This is a genomic window from Enterococcus sp. BWB1-3, assembly GCF_016745275.1.
Classification (GTDB): Bacteria; Bacillota; Bacilli; order Lactobacillales; family Enterococcaceae; genus Enterococcus_L.
On record NZ_JADOEP010000017.1, the window covers coordinates 17,201 to 33,427 of the forward strand.

The 16,227-nt window shown below is 38.2% G+C and carries 13 protein-coding genes; all 13 read right to left on the reverse strand.

The annotated features are described in order from the left end of the window. Positions 1 to 15: 15 nt before the first annotated feature. Positions 16 to 246: a hypothetical protein gene (locus tag IW492_RS11935; protein ID WP_202067864.1), complete on the reverse strand. Its 231-nt coding sequence runs from the start codon at positions 244 to 246 to the stop codon at positions 16 to 18. Positions 247 to 385: 139 nt separating this feature from the next. Next, positions 386 to 2,230, reverse strand: a complete 1,845-nt coding sequence (locus tag IW492_RS11940) for a BppU family phage baseplate upper protein (RefSeq protein WP_202067865.1) — start codon at positions 2,228 to 2,230, stop codon at positions 386 to 388. A 133-nt stretch (positions 2,231 to 2,363) separates the two neighbouring features. Next, a complete protein-coding gene (locus tag IW492_RS11945) occupies positions 2,364 to 4,772 on the reverse strand; it encodes a phage tail spike protein (RefSeq protein ID WP_202067866.1) in 2,409 nt (802 codons plus the stop codon). Then, positions 4,769 to 6,283: a distal tail protein Dit gene (locus IW492_RS11950; protein ID WP_202067867.1), complete on the reverse strand. Its 1,515-nt coding sequence runs from the start codon at positions 6,281 to 6,283 to the stop codon at positions 4,769 to 4,771. The genes IW492_RS11945 and IW492_RS11950 overlap by 4 nt, the downstream gene beginning before the upstream one ends. After that, positions 6,280 to 8,619 carry a hypothetical protein gene (locus IW492_RS11955; RefSeq protein ID WP_202067868.1) on the reverse strand — a complete coding sequence of 780 codons (2,340 nt, stop codon included), beginning with the start codon at positions 8,617 to 8,619 and terminating at the stop codon, positions 6,280 to 6,282. Before IW492_RS11955 ends, IW492_RS11950 begins: the two co-directional genes overlap by 4 nt. After that, on the reverse strand, positions 8,616 to 9,278 hold the full coding sequence (locus IW492_RS11960; protein WP_202067869.1) for a Gp15 family bacteriophage protein: 663 nt from the start codon (positions 9,276 to 9,278) through the stop codon (positions 8,616 to 8,618). Before IW492_RS11960 ends, IW492_RS11955 begins: the two co-directional genes overlap by 4 nt. Before the next feature lie 6 nt (positions 9,279 to 9,284). Continuing rightward, positions 9,285 to 9,701, reverse strand: coding sequence for a hypothetical protein (locus IW492_RS11965; RefSeq protein ID WP_202067870.1), 417 nt, complete (start codon positions 9,699 to 9,701; stop codon positions 9,285 to 9,287). 552 nt (positions 9,702 to 10,253) lie between these two features. Continuing rightward, the gene (locus IW492_RS11970) at positions 10,254 to 10,736 is read right to left on the reverse strand and encodes a phage tail tube protein (protein WP_236671898.1); all 483 of its coding nucleotides are present in this window, start codon (positions 10,734 to 10,736) and stop codon (positions 10,254 to 10,256) included. A gap of 11 nt (positions 10,737 to 10,747) precedes the next feature. Next, positions 10,748 to 11,194: a phage tail terminator protein gene (locus IW492_RS11975; protein ID WP_202067871.1), complete on the reverse strand. Its 447-nt coding sequence runs from the start codon at positions 11,192 to 11,194 to the stop codon at positions 10,748 to 10,750. A gap of 290 nt (positions 11,195 to 11,484) precedes the next feature. Further along, positions 11,485 to 11,925 (reverse strand): ArpU family phage packaging/lysis transcriptional regulator, encoded by a 441-nt coding sequence (locus tag IW492_RS11980; RefSeq protein WP_202067872.1) that lies wholly within the window; start codon positions 11,923 to 11,925, stop codon positions 11,485 to 11,487. Positions 11,926 to 12,908: 983 nt separating this feature from the next. Further along, the gene (locus tag IW492_RS11985; RefSeq protein ID WP_202067873.1) at positions 12,909 to 13,535 is read right to left on the reverse strand and encodes a hypothetical protein; all 627 of its coding nucleotides are present in this window, start codon (positions 13,533 to 13,535) and stop codon (positions 12,909 to 12,911) included. A gap of 80 nt (positions 13,536 to 13,615) precedes the next feature. Further along, on the reverse strand, positions 13,616 to 15,094 hold the full coding sequence (locus IW492_RS11990; protein WP_202067874.1) for a sensor histidine kinase: 1,479 nt from the start codon (positions 15,092 to 15,094) through the stop codon (positions 13,616 to 13,618). Beyond that, positions 15,091 to 15,774 (reverse strand): response regulator transcription factor, encoded by a 684-nt coding sequence (locus IW492_RS11995; RefSeq protein WP_202067875.1) that lies wholly within the window; start codon positions 15,772 to 15,774, stop codon positions 15,091 to 15,093. The genes IW492_RS11990 and IW492_RS11995 overlap by 4 nt, the downstream gene beginning before the upstream one ends. Positions 15,775 to 16,227: the final 453 nt, after the last annotated feature.

The following is a 16,227-nucleotide window of genomic DNA, read 5'->3' on the forward strand; positions in this document are numbered from 1 at the left end:
AATCAACTGCACCTATTATTTTTTTCGTTCTTTTCTAAACAGCAATTTAATCCGCTCGCCATGTTTTATAACCGCATTCTCAATATGATCTACTTTTTCTTCATGTTCTTCCAGCCTTTCAACCACCTCAGAATGTCGTTCATGAACCCATTTCGATTCTGCATCTACATTTTTTGACAGAGCTGTTATCGCCTCGGAAAGTCCATCAAGGTTCTGTTTTATCGGATCAGTAATATTGGTTTTCACTGCGTGATATCCTTTTTTTTTACTAACCAGAAAAGCCAGACACTGACTGGACTGATAATGGCAATCACAGCGGCTATCTCTGCAACTGTTAATCCAAGAAATTTCATACCTGATAATCAGCTCCTTCAAATTTTTTTATTTAAACAGTTTCCCAGGAAACAGTTGTATTAAGCCAAGTACTTACAGCAGTTACTGAAGCATTACCTCCATTACGATGTCTAGCCATGTAAATAGTTCCATCACTATTGATGGTCAGCATATAGCTATTTTGGGCACTTGCCTGTTGTAATGAAGTAATCGGTCGAATTGGTCTGAATCCTTCCGGTACTCTTCCCATTAATACTGTAGATCCTGCAGCAATTTCAGTCATGTTTTTAATTGCTCCATACATGTAACACCTGCCATCACTTCCTTTACGAATGATACAATGACTTATATTTGTTGGATCTGAACTGTAGTTCTCAAAGCCTTCTTCAAAAGTTGGAATGACTTCAGAGGCTGCAGTCGGAGCTGTTTCCATTTCCTTCCAAACACCTGTACCAGATGTTGGATGCACCATTCTAAAAAATTTTCTGGGCGTACTACTGCTGTTTACAGATATTTCTTGATAAGAGTAGGAGGAGGAAGTGGCAGCAGGCATATTAAAAACATACCAGGCTTTTGCACCGGAAATTGGCAATTCAGAGTAATCAGTTAGCTTCTGTACCTCTGTTGAATTAACATAAAACCAACCTGGATAGGCAGATAATGCTTTCAAGCTAGTAACAGTAGGTGACATATTTTGAATTAGTGTTGTATATCCTGTATCCGCAGTCAATTTCACATTCTGCGTTTTCCCGGCATCTGCCAGTTCTTTCCAGGCATAAGCAACGGTTGGAGTTGTTATTCTGATTACAGGTCTAGCATGATAAGCCGCCGCTGAAGTATTTCTGAGCCACATTTGATAAACCCCGCCTGCAGTATCTCCAGCTGTGTTAATGAGCCAACCGGCACCTTTTACATCTGAAGGAAGGGAAGATTCATTGGTCATTGCCGCCAATTCTGCAGCCGTAATATAGAAAGTTCCCGGTTCCTGTATTTCCAATAAAGATTGAGGTAACTTAGGCAAGGTACTAATTCTTCTGCCGAAGTTATCTTTCGTAGTAACTTTCCATTCTCCCCAACTGTTATTGTAAAAATTCCGTTCAAATGTAAGCCAGCCGGAAATAGGATGTGTAATTAATTTTTGGTGTATACCGCTATGCTTCGTGACCTCTAAACTAAATGCCAGCTGAACTGGGCAATTCATTAATGTTTTAGTGGTTAAATTTAATGAACAATTATAATGGCCTTCGCTTCTGTAATCATTCAAATCAGCACTTTCAGGAATATCCTGTGCTGCTTTAAAAAATTTCTTATCTGCTTCTGCTTTAGTGTAGGCGTTCAATCCATCAATTTTCTTCTCTAAAACAGACAAATCAAGCTCCATCTGATCAGCTTTTTCAATCAACTCTATATATATTTTCTCCAATTGTTCATGCGAAGCATTCTTATCAGTCATGTAAGTTGTCCATTCCTGATTAAACTGATTCAGCAATTTAGTAAACTCTGTTTCGTATTTTTTAGCCTCTCCGTTGCTGAGATCTGCATTCTTTTTTACATCCACGATAACGTCTTCTGAAGAAATACACAGACCTTTTGAATCATATAAACGGAAGAATGCTACCTGATAGCGCCCTGTCACTGAAGTATCCAGCCCTGAAAAAGTATACATCGCTTCCCCTTCTACTGCTGTCGTAATTGTCGCATTTCCTTTAACATATAATTCGTTGCTGAGATTTCCTTCAAACTTAAGGGTCAGTCCCTCAAGAGAAAAGACTTCCCCATTTTTCTTTACCAGAATTTCAACGGTTTGCAACCCTTGATCTCCCTGACGCAAAACAATATAATTCGATGGATTTCGTGTTTGTTTCTCTAAATCTATTACTATTTTTTGAGTATTCATTCTTTCACCTCTTCTTTTGTTTTACTTATTGATGAACTTGTTACAACAATCAACTTTCAAATTTTTTATTTTATGATTTGATATTAACTCTTATTATGCCTATATTTTTATTTTCCAGATCAATCATCCCGCTTTAATCTTGAACAATTACACAAGCATCCCAACGCAATTCTGTCCAGTTCTTTGGACATCTCATCCTAATGTTGCCGTTGGATTGAAAAGAGATCGCTGCACTTGTACCATCTTGAATAGTTCCGGTAATCGTCACATCTCGGGATGGAAAGACCAGCATTTCCGATGGCTTCCATGTTCCTATAGAAACCCAGAAACCATCACCTCCACCAGCAGTTGTTCTTTTAATAATTCCGGCGGTCTGGATTCCACTCTTTCCCTGAATATAAATTTTCTTTATTTTCGGTTGATACCAGTTTTCATTTGGATACTCCCATGAAAGTCCTGAAGCCAGAGTCAGGTAGTACCAATCATGATCAATCAGAGAATCATAGCTAAGTACACCAATTTTATTACCATAAGCAAGTCGTAATCCTTGATTGCTTAAAGCCCATGCAGACAACTGATTTCCATCAGAATCATTGATTCGGCAAAGCAGCTCCTGAGGGTTAATTTCCAAGAACCCACTTTGACTGGTTTCTGGAACAACATATTCCATTCGTAATTTGGCGGCATCCAGTTTCGTCAATCCGACCAGACGAGCTCCCTGATCCATCATGTCAAACGTATTAATTATTTTTGATCCGGTCATGACTGTGCCAGTGATCTCTCCACCAAAAATTTTAACGGCATTTAGTTCTATAATATTCAATATGGACTGCTGAATCGTTTGAGGATTCCATTTCTTTCCGTCCCAAACAAAATAGCCGGTAATTGAGTCTGGGTTATTAATATCCTGCCTCCACCACTGTTGTCCAGCCTTAGGATTCGACGGCTCCTTGGAAGAGGTGAATGGATAGGTAATGCCTTCTACCTTATTTTGGAGTGCTTTCAGTTGTTCATCGTCATACATTGCCGACCAAATATATTCTTTGGGATTTGTTGAAGGGGTTAACGTTGCCTTGTTATGGGCAATTCCAATATATTTCTTGCCATCAGGATTCTCACTGATCCCATTTCCGTTTACATCATCTGCATAGCGAATCCACGTATAAGTTGGCAGTCCATTTTGCCCTGGAGGTCCTTCTAATCCATCCTGTCCGTCCTGACCGATGATTTTAACCCAAAGACCATCATAATCTCTGGAATCATCTGAAGGCGTCGGCTGATTTAACCCGTATTTTATAGCCATATATGTTTTACCAAGAGGCATAGCGGAAATATTTTTTCCATTCTCATCATCAGCGTAACGAATCCACGGAAAATAGGTATCTCCTGATTTTATCGTCTGAATTTTATCAGCCAGATCTTGAAGCCGCTGATTGATCCCACTGGACTTTATCAAATAGTTTCCAAGAACTGCTGTCGCTTTCTTGTTAGATCTGGAACGCTCCAGTTTTAAAACTCTTGCCTGTAAATACAAATTATCTTCATCATCAACAATATTGACTGTATCACCAATTCGTACATCATCTGGAAGGAAAGCAATATCTACTTCATAATTGATCTCCGGCTCAGAACGTTTTCTCAGCTCCTTTACAGCCTCTGCACAGAGCAGATCTTTATCTAATGTATCGTAGTTAAAATTGGCGACAATGTGTCCAACATTTGTCCCTGTTTCACTTAAATAACGGCTCCAGACTGACAATGCCTGTCTGTCCAGCAGGTACATCCCTTCTACGTAAAAGCGCCCATCATCATAGTTGTATCCCTGTAATGTAATTCCTTCAGAATCGCCTTCGGTTTTTCCTCCGTAAACTCTGAAAGCTGTCGCAAGATTTTCTATCGTTTCTTCTGTAACGATATTATCGATATCTCGGTTGAGTCGTAATTCAATTTGTGTTTCATTTCCCCGTTTTTGAAAAATGTCGATATATTTCCTGACAACTTTCATTCCTTTTATCTCAAACCGAAAGGAAAATTCTGCTTGATCAAATGCTTCAACAATTGCCAGTAAACGTTTTGTCGCTGTCTCTTCATTAGAAAATGGCAGTTTCTTTTGAAGTGTAGAAACTTCATTTTGACCAATTTCAAATCCTGAATCATAAATTGCACGATTAATGTAATAGGAAATCGGCTGTTCTTTGGCAGGCTCACTCCACTGGTCCACCACTTCGTTAAGAAGATCTAATCCCGCATCTTCGGCATAAATGAATACTTCTCTGTTTTTCCTGTTTTTTTCTTTTCGAATAATCGTATAAAAACGAATCTGCTTATCTTCGTCCTGCATTAACAGGTAATTACCGATTTGAGTTAAGCGGTTGATTTCTGTCAGATTATCTTCAATAGATAAATAGCCAGTAAGAATAGAAGACCCCTTTTCAATTTCCTGTGACTCCGTGTCATCATAGAATTTTAGTGCCTTTGGTAAAGTTCCTGTTGAAGCCATTCCCAAGATGGAAAACTTTCTATCCGCAAAATATAGAATCATAAGAACACCTCATTAAAGCTGATTTTCATCTCCGGCTTCTTTGAAAACTCAGAGTACAGACAATGAATTTGATTTTCCCCTGTCTTCAGCATAAATTGTTCCCAGTCATTTCCAAGTGCTCCCAGTCCAGGTGTTTCCAATCCATTCAATAAAATCGTTCCCTTCCCAGTATCAATAGAGAGAACATCATACTCACCAAACTTGTTGGGAATATCAATCCATTTCTCCACATTATGCTTTTGGAATCTGCAGGAAGTATATATATTCACCGCCATTGCCGGAAGTGTCTTCCATTGTGCCGCATAAAAAGTAATGAATTTTCCTTCAAGATTTGCTGCAGCAGAATTATTGAAAGAGAATATCCCAGAAGGAGTTGTAAATGTAAATTGATTATTAAATTTATCCACCTTCCATGAACCTCCCCACCAGCCGGTAAGCATGTTTCCGGTAAAGGATTTTGAAGGCATCTCCTTCACAACCTGTCCGTTAATAACCAGACAACATGTCATCTCATGCGCACTTGTATTACTTTTTACAAAAATAATACCAGCAACATTTTTACCCTCTGGAGTGTTTACCAGCCATTGCTGCATCCCAGCTTGTTCAACAGAGCCCGAGATAAAAAATTGACCGATTTCAAAGGTCCAGTTTTTGGCAGTATCTTTCCCTTCACTATCCGGTGTAAACGGGCGGGTAATAGATGGGCCATGCCAGCCTTCACCTGTTCCATAACTTATTGTTCGCAGACTTGGAAATTTTTGCCCAGCCCAAGGATCATAACTAATGTTATAGACATCGTAGGATAAACCGCTGCCACTTTGTTTGCAATCCATTCCCTTATATTGAACAACAAAGCCTTCGTTTGTACGCCACTTAGATTTTGCAAATGTATCCTCCCAAAAGTTAACTCCGCAAATATCAATAATGCCATATTCTGATTTCTCGTAGGCAACGCCGTTGACTTCATCAGGATCGCCAAATTGGAGTAACGCTCCTTCATCATTAATAAAGCCGACAAATCCATTATCGGAAGTCATCTGCACCTCTATCTTCGGAAATGACTCAAATGTGCCAGAATTATAAATGTCCAGAACATCTTTTTTACGGTTGGTTGCTTCCTTCGCCTGAATACTGTATGCAACTCCATCCGGAATCTGCCAGGTAATCGTGCCGAACCCTAGGAATCTTTCTTCCGAAACATCAATATCTCCGGTTGGAAGAGCCATATAATATTTATCTGGCTCATCTGTAAAAATTAATTGTGCCGGTTCGGATACATTCAGTATCCGAGCCAGTTCTCTTCTTTTATTTATTAAATCATTTCTTACTACAAAGGGCATCTCAATGATCTTTTCATCCAGACTATAGCCGGTATATCGTTTGAAATGGTGGGTTCCCACCTGCAGCGTATGATTCGTTCTTGTTGTGCCGATTCCCCGGCGGAAGTCTTCTGTCACCCTTAAATAAGGAGACAAATCAACTCCATTAAAAATCACTGTAAAATCATTCAAATTCTCTCGCCTCCTAATCTTGCATCTGCGCGATTGATCCGGTCAATTTCAGGCTTCATAAACTTAGCTGTTCCTTTAGCAATTTCACGACCATCCGCTTCAAAAGTTGCTTCAAAATACATCGGCGGTTGATTGTTTCCATGGGTAGATACTGCCGAATCATATTTGGCAACCAGCGCACTTGAAGCAGCACCTGTATGAAGCAGTTCAGGATTGGCACTGAGATTCATCATAGCTAATTCATTGTTTAATTTTGTACTCAGCATATTTGAAAGATCTGCATTTGGCACTGCATCAATCGTTGCCGCTTCGGCCAGTTTCTCAGACAGTTTTGAGACAGGAGCAATCATCGCTTCAATTCCAGCACCAAATCCTTCTCCTGTCCATTCGCCCATCTGAATCATTACCTTGGAAGGTGAAGCGATTCTCAACCATTTTTTTACCGTATCCACTGCCCCTTTTGCCAAAGCAGCTGCTTTTTCTTTAACTTCCGTTATCATGTTGTCTATCCCATTAATAAAGCCCATTGCCAAATTCACGCCAGCATTTTTCATATCCTTAACAAATCCGGTTACTCCATCAATGACTGAGCGGGCAATTTCTCCAGCTTTTGTACCAGCTTCACTAATTTTCTGACCAATCCCGTTAATTAGATTTGTAATCAGTTCGATTCCTTTTATAAGCATCTGTCCTAGGAACTCACCAATTTTTGAGAGAATCCCCAGCATAAGATTTCCTATCGCTCCGAGTAATTGCCCGAGCATGCTCAGCAATCCGGTAATTAATGCCGTAATTAATTGCACGCCGACAGACAAAATTCTTGGCAGATTTTTTATCAGCGTAAAAACTAGTGCCGTAAGGATTGTTACCGCTGCCTCAAGCAGAGCTGGCAGGACTTCGAGCAGACCGGCTATAATTGCCAGCAGAATTTTTATTCCAGCATTCAGCAACATCGGTAAATTTTCAATTAAAAGTGCAACAAATGTCGTTACAATAACAATGACTGCTTCAACGATAAACGGCAATGCAGTCATCAGACCTTCAATCAGAGCATTTAACAGGGCCACCCCTGATTCAACCAATAGTGATAGATTTTCCAAAATAGCTGTAAGTAATCCTGTAATAATCCCAATTCCGGCATCAACCAGCCCTGGCAGCATCCCTGCAATTCCTTCAATTAAACCTGTCAGCATCGCTGCACCTGTCTCAATAAATGAAGGAAGCATATTGATGATTTCCATAATAACGTTCATAATTGATTCGACTACCATCGTTAACAATTCTGGAACAGATATTCCCATTCCTTCTGCAATTGAGGAAATCATTTTAGTCCCCATAATCAGCAATTTGGGAATTCCTCCCAAAATAAAACCTATAATTGTCGGAATTAGGTTTTTAAATATTTCTAAAAGACCGGACATATCTCCACTTTGAAAAGCTTGAAGAATGGCTTCTTTAAAAAGAGACAGCTTTTCGGTCACTGTCCCCAAAATGTTTTTAATGAATTCAAAAACAACTGCCATTCCTCCTCTTAACATTTCAGAGTTCTGGTAAGCTGACGTAAAGGCTTCTATTACCGAAGCTCCAAAATTCTTAACTTTTTCTATTACAACTGCCGTAGCTACTTTTAAGTATTCAAAGACAGCCTGCACAACATTTCTAAATGTTTCTGAACGCTGATAGGCTGTATAAAGAATCACGGCTAATGCGGTAATCGCCGCAACAGCTAAAAAGATCGGACTTGCCAGAAGACCACCTGCTCCACCAACACCCATCAGCATAGTTTTAAATCCTCTGAGTGCACTGATTGTCGGACCGATCGCTGTCGTTATTGAATTAACAATCAAAATTGACTTCAGTGCAGCTGCAAAAACCACCAGCGCTCCGGTAACTGTATAAACAATAGCTGGATATCTATTTAAAAAATCCGCAAAACGGTTCACCACATCTGAAGCAACCTCAATCATTTTTGTAAACGGCTCCAGTAGCGGCTGCCCAAATGCTGCTTTTATATTTTCCACTGCCTCCTTCCATCTTTGCATAACAGCAGAAAAATTGTCCTGACCGCTTGCTTCGGCAGCCGCATTAAAAATAGATTTCAATGCATTGTTCAATTTTTTCGAGACTATTCCTGCCGTATTTAAAGACTCTGCAGACAGTTGCGTCATTCGGTCTATTAGCACTTCGACTTCACTTGTTGCATCACCTGTGTCCACTTCAACCATTACCGACTCAACCAACTGAAGGTCGTTTAGCCGTTGTTCAAAAGCATCCAGCACACTGTCAGCTCGTGAAGAGTTAACAGCCAGTGCTACGCGTATTTCTTCCATACTCATTTTCTTTCACCTCGTTTCTGTTTTTCTTCGTACCAGCGTCTTCTTTCCACCAAATCCATTGCTTCGAACACAGCTGCCTCATGATTTGTTTTTAACGCAACAGCTTTTTTCGCTTCAAGAATCTGCTGCCTTTCCTCCATGCTGCATTTTTCAGGAATCTTCATCCTCCGAATATCAATGACTTTTCTGAGCTTCGTCTGTTCACTTAGACCAGATAGCAACACTGAAAATTCTTCCCAGTGCATTCTCCCTCTTTCCTCCATCAGATTAATTCCATAATCCTGACGAAAACTGGCATAAATATACGGAGTATCTTCAATCAAATCGTAATACTTTGTCTCAGGCGGACGCTCTTCAATCAATACATTTCCCATTAAGTCTTTATTTTCTCCGGCAATATTTTTGACTTCACCAAAAATCTTTTTCAAAATAACAGTAAACAACTGTTCTTTTTGTTCCCATGGAATCATTTCCAGTTCTTCTTCCGTAAGATTTCCCAGCATTACCAGTGCTAAAAGAACTTTGAAATGCTCACTTTCCTCTTCATTTTGAAACACCTCATACCATCTGAGTACACTTGAAAACTCAAGATTCAGCTGATAGTGATTTCCGGCTATTTCTACCTCGTCATTTAAGCCCCAGGCCAATGAAAGTGTCATTGTTCATCACTTCTTTTTCCCGTCAACAAATTGCTGCAGTTTATTTTTTTCCTGAATAGCCCGATATTGCTCCATTACCCCGATAAATGCATCAAGGATGGCTTCGGCATCTTCCCCAGCTTTTTCATAGAGTTGGTTAAATGCATCTTTTCCAAGAACTGTATCAATTGCTTTTTTGATGATCTTGATAGTTTTTTCGTAAACAGCTGTTTCTGAGATTTCATCCGAAGTATCTTTCAATTCATCGGCTTGCTTCAAAAGTACTTTTTGTTCTTCTTCCAGACTTGCCAGTACCTGACGATATTCCTTTCTTTTACGATCACTGGTCAGTAATTTAAACTCCAAACCGCCTATATTTACTGGAATAAAACCATTGCTTAAACTGACATTGATTTCTTTATTATTTTTGATTTGCTTTGACATATATTTTCCTCCTCCATGGATCTGTTTAGAACGTAATGGAAATGCAGAAACTCAGCATTGAAGTCTGAATATTCTGATTTTTTATCCTGATATTCTGTTTCTGCATTTCCACAGTGCATGTGATAGTACGTTACCTATCACTATTACCTAGTGCTCTGACCAACTTAGAAATTACACTAAAAGATCGTCTATAAATGATGTTCAATAGTCGAATTTTTTAACTTATATACTTCAATGACAAGAACGAGCAGCTTCAAAAACAGCTGGATAGTTGCCCACGCATTTCCAAGTAGATACAAGGATTTCCCACTTTTACAAGAACAGCTGGCGAGATTGCCAATCCTGCTTTGTCAGTTTCACTTGTGTAAGAACATTTAGTGAAATGATATGCGTGACCTCTATAAATATTCCTTGAATAGAGGCTAGCTCATCTAGGAGTATTAGCAGGATGGTATTCAATACTACTGGATATGCCTCACATTTCTTGGTATAGAAGCGTAGCTTAGGTTTAAATCAGTCGATACACTGGTTCTGCTTTTCACTGGCTGACAACTATGCTTTTGTATCTTTTGGTAGTCCGTTAAATGAAATCGTGCATTCAAAATTACCTCGCATATTTGCGTCTCCACCAGTATGAATAATTCCTGTTAGTGTTGATTTTCCTTCACGAATTCGTCCATCAGGTTCTGTATGACGGAAATAAATCAAACGGCCATCTCCTGATTTAGACAGGCAGTCACGAACAAAGTCTTGTGCTGGATCATCTTTATAACGGCGGTGCCCTTTAAATGCATACGCACTTGTGACGCTAGTAACATCAATATTGCTGCCGCCTTTGTCTCCATAATAAGCATAAGTTTCTGTTTCTTCTTCAGTTGTCGGTTCTACAGTTTGGATTCCTGCTGCTAGTTCAAATAATTGCGGTTCAGTATCTCCTGTCGGTATGGGACCCACTTCATATTTATTCATCCAGTTTGGTGCAAAGCCTGTTGCTCCTGTCTCCGGTGCAAGTTTCATAAATGTTTGTTTGATCATCATTGTTCCTCCTAGTTTTTTTGAATTAATAGATTTGCTTTGATTTTGAGAATATAAATAAATTCTTCATTATCAGTTATTTCCAGTAACTGAGGTAATTGGACTCCTTCGCAGGAACGAAGGATAAAGCTGCCCGAATCACTTACCACAGTCAGGAGCTCTCCATTTATGTCAGGTCTGGGAAAATCGTCCAGCTCCTGATAAATAAGATATGATTCCTGTCGTGCCTTTTTCTGATCACTGTTTTTTATTGACACCTGAAAATTTACATTATAGTATCTGGAATGATCTAAAAAACGAATTTCTGTTTCTGATGGTTCATCCAAAATAGCTATACCTTTCTCCTGATTTGTCAATGGTCGAAAAATAATTTCTTTTTCTCCCTGCTTGTTCAGACTTGCTGAATCAATATCCAGCTGCTTCAATAAATATTCAGCAATTTTCTCATAAAAGTCCATCTCTTGTTTCCCAACTGCAGATACGGTTCTTTTGAATAAATACCTATACGTCTTTTTGGATGCTTTTCGTATATTGCTTTATTCAACAGAAAATTTATCCTCATTCTTTTTATGCTTTTCTTATTCGTTGTTCATAAATAATGTGTCAAAAACCTATCTACAGATGAACAGTTCCTTCATTTTTGGGCTTCCAAAAATGTCTTCTTCTGTTCCTTTAGGATCCTCCTTTCTCCCGACCAATCCGGCGCCGGTTCTCATCGGTAAATTAAGTCTATACCCAAAAGGCGATTTTAAACTTTCACTTTACTACCAGAAGACCCTTGCTTTACTTTCACCAGTTGTCCCTCATCGTAAGATTCAGCAAAATGCAACAGCGCTCCATCCAGCTCCCGGTAAAATTTACTTTCACTTATATGGTAGTTTAAAGACAGAGCAACATTTGTCTCCTTATTATTTATATATTTGTCATAGATCAGCCGACGTTCAAATGCAGATAATTTATTAATCGCCGAAGCAATTTGCTTTAGTTCAACCTCTGCCAAAATTTTTCTTTCAACAACCTGTTCTTCCTTATGGTTCTTTTCATCCTCACCTAAGTCAAAATAATAACTTGCCGTAACTTTAGGTAGTTTTTCAGTTCTTGCCAACCGACTCAACTGAGAAAAAGTCCGCAATGTCAGACGGGCATTTTGTTTCGTTTTTTTCTTATCAATTTCGGGGAAAATTAACATAACTTATATCTCCTTTAACTTATTTTTAGAACCAAGCTCAATGAATCTACTGTCAACATATAATTGAATCAGCTCTTTAACCGTAAATCTTCAATTCCAATAAATTTTTTTAGAAATTAGAAAGTATTATCTTCTTTACTTATCTACTATAACCGCTCTTATATACTCAATTTTCCTGATTTTTTCCGTTTTTTCTCTCTATTCAGAATATCCAAATAAAAAACAAGGTTTGAAATCATTAAGACTATATGTAACTTCTGAATTTAAAATAAATAAAGCCTGATTTTGACAGGAGCACTCAAAATAGGGCTTTATTGTATAAAAAATTTTAAGATAAACGGAAAAATACTTAGCTGCAATTCTGTTTCTTTGCTTCCTACTTTATTCACTTTACATGGATTCCCAACTGCCACACTCTGTACCGATATAGACTTGGTCACAATATTTTCTAATCCACCACATGATCTCCAATCGCAACTCTAGGCATAATACTAATATTCTTGCCAATCTAAACATAATTTCCAATTGCTACAGGGACCGACTGGACCATTAGGGTTAGAGGAGTTTTTCTGGAAAATCTTTTTTCTGCCTTCATCGGGTGAGGTACTGTACAAATATATCCCCCGAGGTCAATTAATGAATAAATTGACCGTAATCAACATAAAAAAGGACAGAAATATGTATATTTTCCCCTAAAGTTTCCAGCATTTTTTCAAGTTCTCTCATAGCAGCCGTTCACTTTTCATATTAGTTATTAAAATGTTTAAAAAAATAAAATTAATTATTTATAGATTGATATATATTTATATAAACCTATAAATTCCTGCTGTATTTAAAAGGTTAGGATAAGAACCCTCAGATTAAATACTTAATAGATTCTGCAATGAAATGCAAAAAAGGAGTGAATTTCTCCACTCCAAAAATACTTTTTTTCAGCTATTCTGTACTTTAGATTCTGCATTTGTTTTTGTTTCAACTATAAATTAGCGACGATGCCCAGTACCGTGACTGGAAGACTGATTCCCCCCATGATGATATCCCCGACCTCTCATAGCTCCATTATGCATGGTATTCTGATTTTGGTTATTTTCTGGGGAATCTCCGGCATTTCTCTGATTATAATAACTGCAAGTACCTGCACAATTTGCCGCATGATTTCCTGTTCCATCACAAATACCTGTACCTGGCGGCTGATTTCCCTGAGTCGTACAGCTGCCATCGCAAATTTCATTCCAATGGCCCATCCCGTTACAGATACCTGCATTTTGAGTCATTGGCTGATTAGCATCTGGTTGAACCAAATCAACAGTTTGTTCAGATTCCTTTCTATCAATGGCCGTCAGTCCAGCATTTTCTTCTAATTTAGTTTGCTGTGGAATTGCCTGTTTTGTTGTTTCTGTCTGGACACGTACTGCTTCGTCTCTGCAAAATGCTATCAAACCGACTGTCTTTCTAGTCAAATTTGCTAATTGTAATCCGGACTTTTCTCGAAAAGCTGCTGCTTCAGCAGAAGATATTGCTGTCTGACCATTAACTGTCGGTGCATAAAAGCCTATGAGTAAACACACAATCATTCCAATAACCACCATTAAGCTTGTTCTCTTTTTCATTTTTCCTCACCTCATTTCTCTATCTACTTTACAGTGTAAAAAGAAGTTATGGCAGAAGTGTGACAAAAGAGCCGGCTTTTTCAACGGGTGTTCTCTATTGGTAAATAAAAAGTAACGACGACCTGGCATCCAGACTCATTGTCAATGGTAATTTCTCCCGAATGCCGTTGGATGATTTGCTGACAAATAGCCAGTCCCAAGCCTGTTCCCTCTTCTGAATTTATGCGGTTTCCTCTGTGAAACGTTTCAAATAACGCCTGAGAATCTATAGGGGTTATAGAGCCGCTTTGATTTTTGAGTTTAAAACAAAGCTGATTCTTAATCTTTTCGATACTTAACAGAATTTCTGAATTATTATTGCTGTATTTATTTGCGTTGTCCAATAAATTTTTCATCAGCTGAGTAAGCCGGACGTGATCTCCATAAATGTAGACAGGCTCTGTCAATTGATTGTCTATCTTTAATACCTGGCCTTTCTCCTTCAATTTCCAACGGTAAGCTCTGACTGCATCCTCTATAATTTCAAGAGGATCAACACTTTCCATATTTAAACTAAATTCTACAGATTGAAGTCTGCTTAATTCCAATAGATCATTGACCAGCCGTTCTAAACACCCTGCTTCTTTCAGCAATTGCTGATGATATAGTTTCAGTTCTTTCTGAGAAGTAACTAATTCATCCGTCAAAGCTTCCAGAGAGCTCTTCATCACCATTACTGGCGTTCTTAATTCATGAGAAATTTGTGAAAGAAATTCTTTTTCTCCCCGTATTTTATTTTCCTGCTCATTTTTTGCCTGCTCAAGTCGCTTACTTAAAATAGACAGTCGTTCAGCCAGTTCATTCAGTTCATCTTCTGTTTGGAACTTTAAAGCCGGAGGATACTTTTCATTAATTAATGCATCTGTATAGTTCTCCATCTCTCTGATTGGTGAAACAAAGTCTCTGGCCAGTCTGATCAACAGCAGAATACTGATAAATAAAGCGATGAGCATACTGATAAGTAAAATTAAATAACCATTTGCCTGATTCTGATGAATACTGGCAACATCGGAGTACATCACAACAATGCCGACCACTTGATTTTCCACAAGAATGGGCAACACCATCGTGATCGAAGATAATTGAAACAGACCTCCTTCTTTAATGGAAGCTGAGCTCTTGCTTAAATACACGCTTTCAATCAACTGATCGGCTGCTTCAGGCAACTCCTGATCTGTTGTATTTCCATGGTGACTATTTAGAAGCGCTTGCTTATTTTGATCAACTACCCAGACATAGTCTCCGGCAATTTGATTAATAAAATTCAAATAAGTACCATAACCCATCATCCCATTATGATTGTTTTGACTACTGCCCATTCTGGAAGAAAGTGTTTCTCCTGAAAAGTAATCAGCCAAGGTATTTTGAATGATTTCTCCTCTGTGACTTACTTCTTCCATATGGAGATCCTCGGTCTGCTTTGAAAAAATGACAGCAAACAACACTCCGATCATTATAGTCATCATAATTAGCAATGTGGAAACCAATCGAATGAGACGGCCTAATATACTTTTTTTCATTCCATCACCTCAAGCGCATACCCTTCTCCCCAAATCGTTTTTATTTTACAGGAAGAACCCGCTGTTTTCAGCTTCATTCTCAATCGCTTAATATGACTGTCAACAGTTCTCGGATCACCATAATAATCCATTCCCCAAGCACTGTCCAAAAGATTCTCTCTTGTGAACACCTTCTTTGGATATTGAAGAAACAAGATTAAAAGCTCAAATTCCTTCTTAGTCAGAATAACTTTTGAATGACCTATCTTTATTTCTTTTGTCTTTTGATCAATAAAAATATTGCCATAAAAAAGAGCTGAATCCACAGTATTTTTTTCAAAATCAATTCTTCTCAGCAATGCCTTTATTCGTGCAACTACTTCCTTAGGTGAAAAAGGCTTCACAATATAATCATCTGCACCAATCTCCAAGCCAAGAATCCGATCTGCATCTTCAGACTTTGCAGTAATCATAATAATCGGCACAATAGAGGTCCTTCGAATTTTTTTACAGATGGTAAAACCATCAACATTTGGAAGCATAATGTCCAGCAAAATCAGATCTGCAGGCTCAGTTGGAAATAAATCCAATGCCTCTTTTCCATCATAAATATGCTTCGTTTCATACCCTTCCTTTTGCAGATATTTTTCCAGAACATCAACAATTTGATGGTTATCTTCAATAATCAAAATCTTTTGCATTCGTCTCTCCCTTCTGAAACCCAGTCCTTTTCCTTTCCACTCCAGTAAAACTGCTTTTTTTCTCATTATAGTTGAAAAGAAGGAGCTTTACATCAGTAACTAGTGAGAATCGATTTCAGTCCTTTCAGATAATTCCGCCCTTGAATAGAAGTAATCCAACATTCCAAATCTTCAACAGCTTCTTCTCCGCTTTTCTCTTAATAAATCAATTCGATACTTAAACCCAAATAACCAAAATTCTTTTCGTATTTTTTGAATTTACCCCCAATTTTTGACACTAATACAGAAAAGCATTGAACTAACAATATTTCGAAGTATCCTTCATTTATTTAGAAAACAGCTTCTGTAACTGCTGATATAATAGGCTTTTTAGTGAAAAACGGGGAAATTCAAAGTATTTTTGATTGACAATCATTTACAACTCTAATATTATAGATAAAAAGACTCTTTAAT

Coding starts and splice junctions, on each gene's coding strand:
- IW492_RS11940 (WP_202067865.1), bottom strand. CDS start 2,230: ATGAATACTCAAAAAATAGTAATAGATTTAGAGAAACAAACACGAAAT.
- IW492_RS11945 (WP_202067866.1), bottom strand. CDS start 4,772: ATGATTCTATATTTTGCGGATAGAAAGTTTTCCATCTTGGGAATGGCT.
- IW492_RS11955 (WP_202067868.1), bottom strand. CDS start 8,619: ATGAGTATGGAAGAAATACGCGTAGCACTGGCTGTTAACTCTTCACGA.
- IW492_RS11960 (WP_202067869.1), bottom strand. CDS start 9,278: ATGACACTTTCATTGGCCTGGGGCTTAAATGACGAGGTAGAAATAGCC.
- IW492_RS11965 (WP_202067870.1), bottom strand. CDS start 9,701: ATGTCAAAGCAAATCAAAAATAATAAAGAAATCAATGTCAGTTTAAGC.
- IW492_RS11970 (WP_236671898.1), bottom strand. CDS start 10,736: ATGATCAAACAAACATTTATGAAACTTGCACCGGAGACAGGAGCAACA.
- IW492_RS11975 (WP_202067871.1), bottom strand. CDS start 11,194: ATGGACTTTTATGAGAAAATTGCTGAATATTTATTGAAGCAGCTGGAT.
- IW492_RS11980 (WP_202067872.1), bottom strand. CDS start 11,925: ATGTTAATTTTCCCCGAAATTGATAAGAAAAAAACGAAACAAAATGCC.
- IW492_RS11985 (WP_202067873.1), bottom strand. CDS start 13,535: ATGAAAAAGAGAACAAGCTTAATGGTGGTTATTGGAATGATTGTGTGT.
- IW492_RS11990 (WP_202067874.1), bottom strand. CDS start 15,094: ATGAAAAAAAGTATATTAGGCCGTCTCATTCGATTGGTTTCCACATTG.
- IW492_RS11995 (WP_202067875.1), bottom strand. CDS start 15,774: ATGCAAAAGATTTTGATTATTGAAGATAACCATCAAATTGTTGATGTT.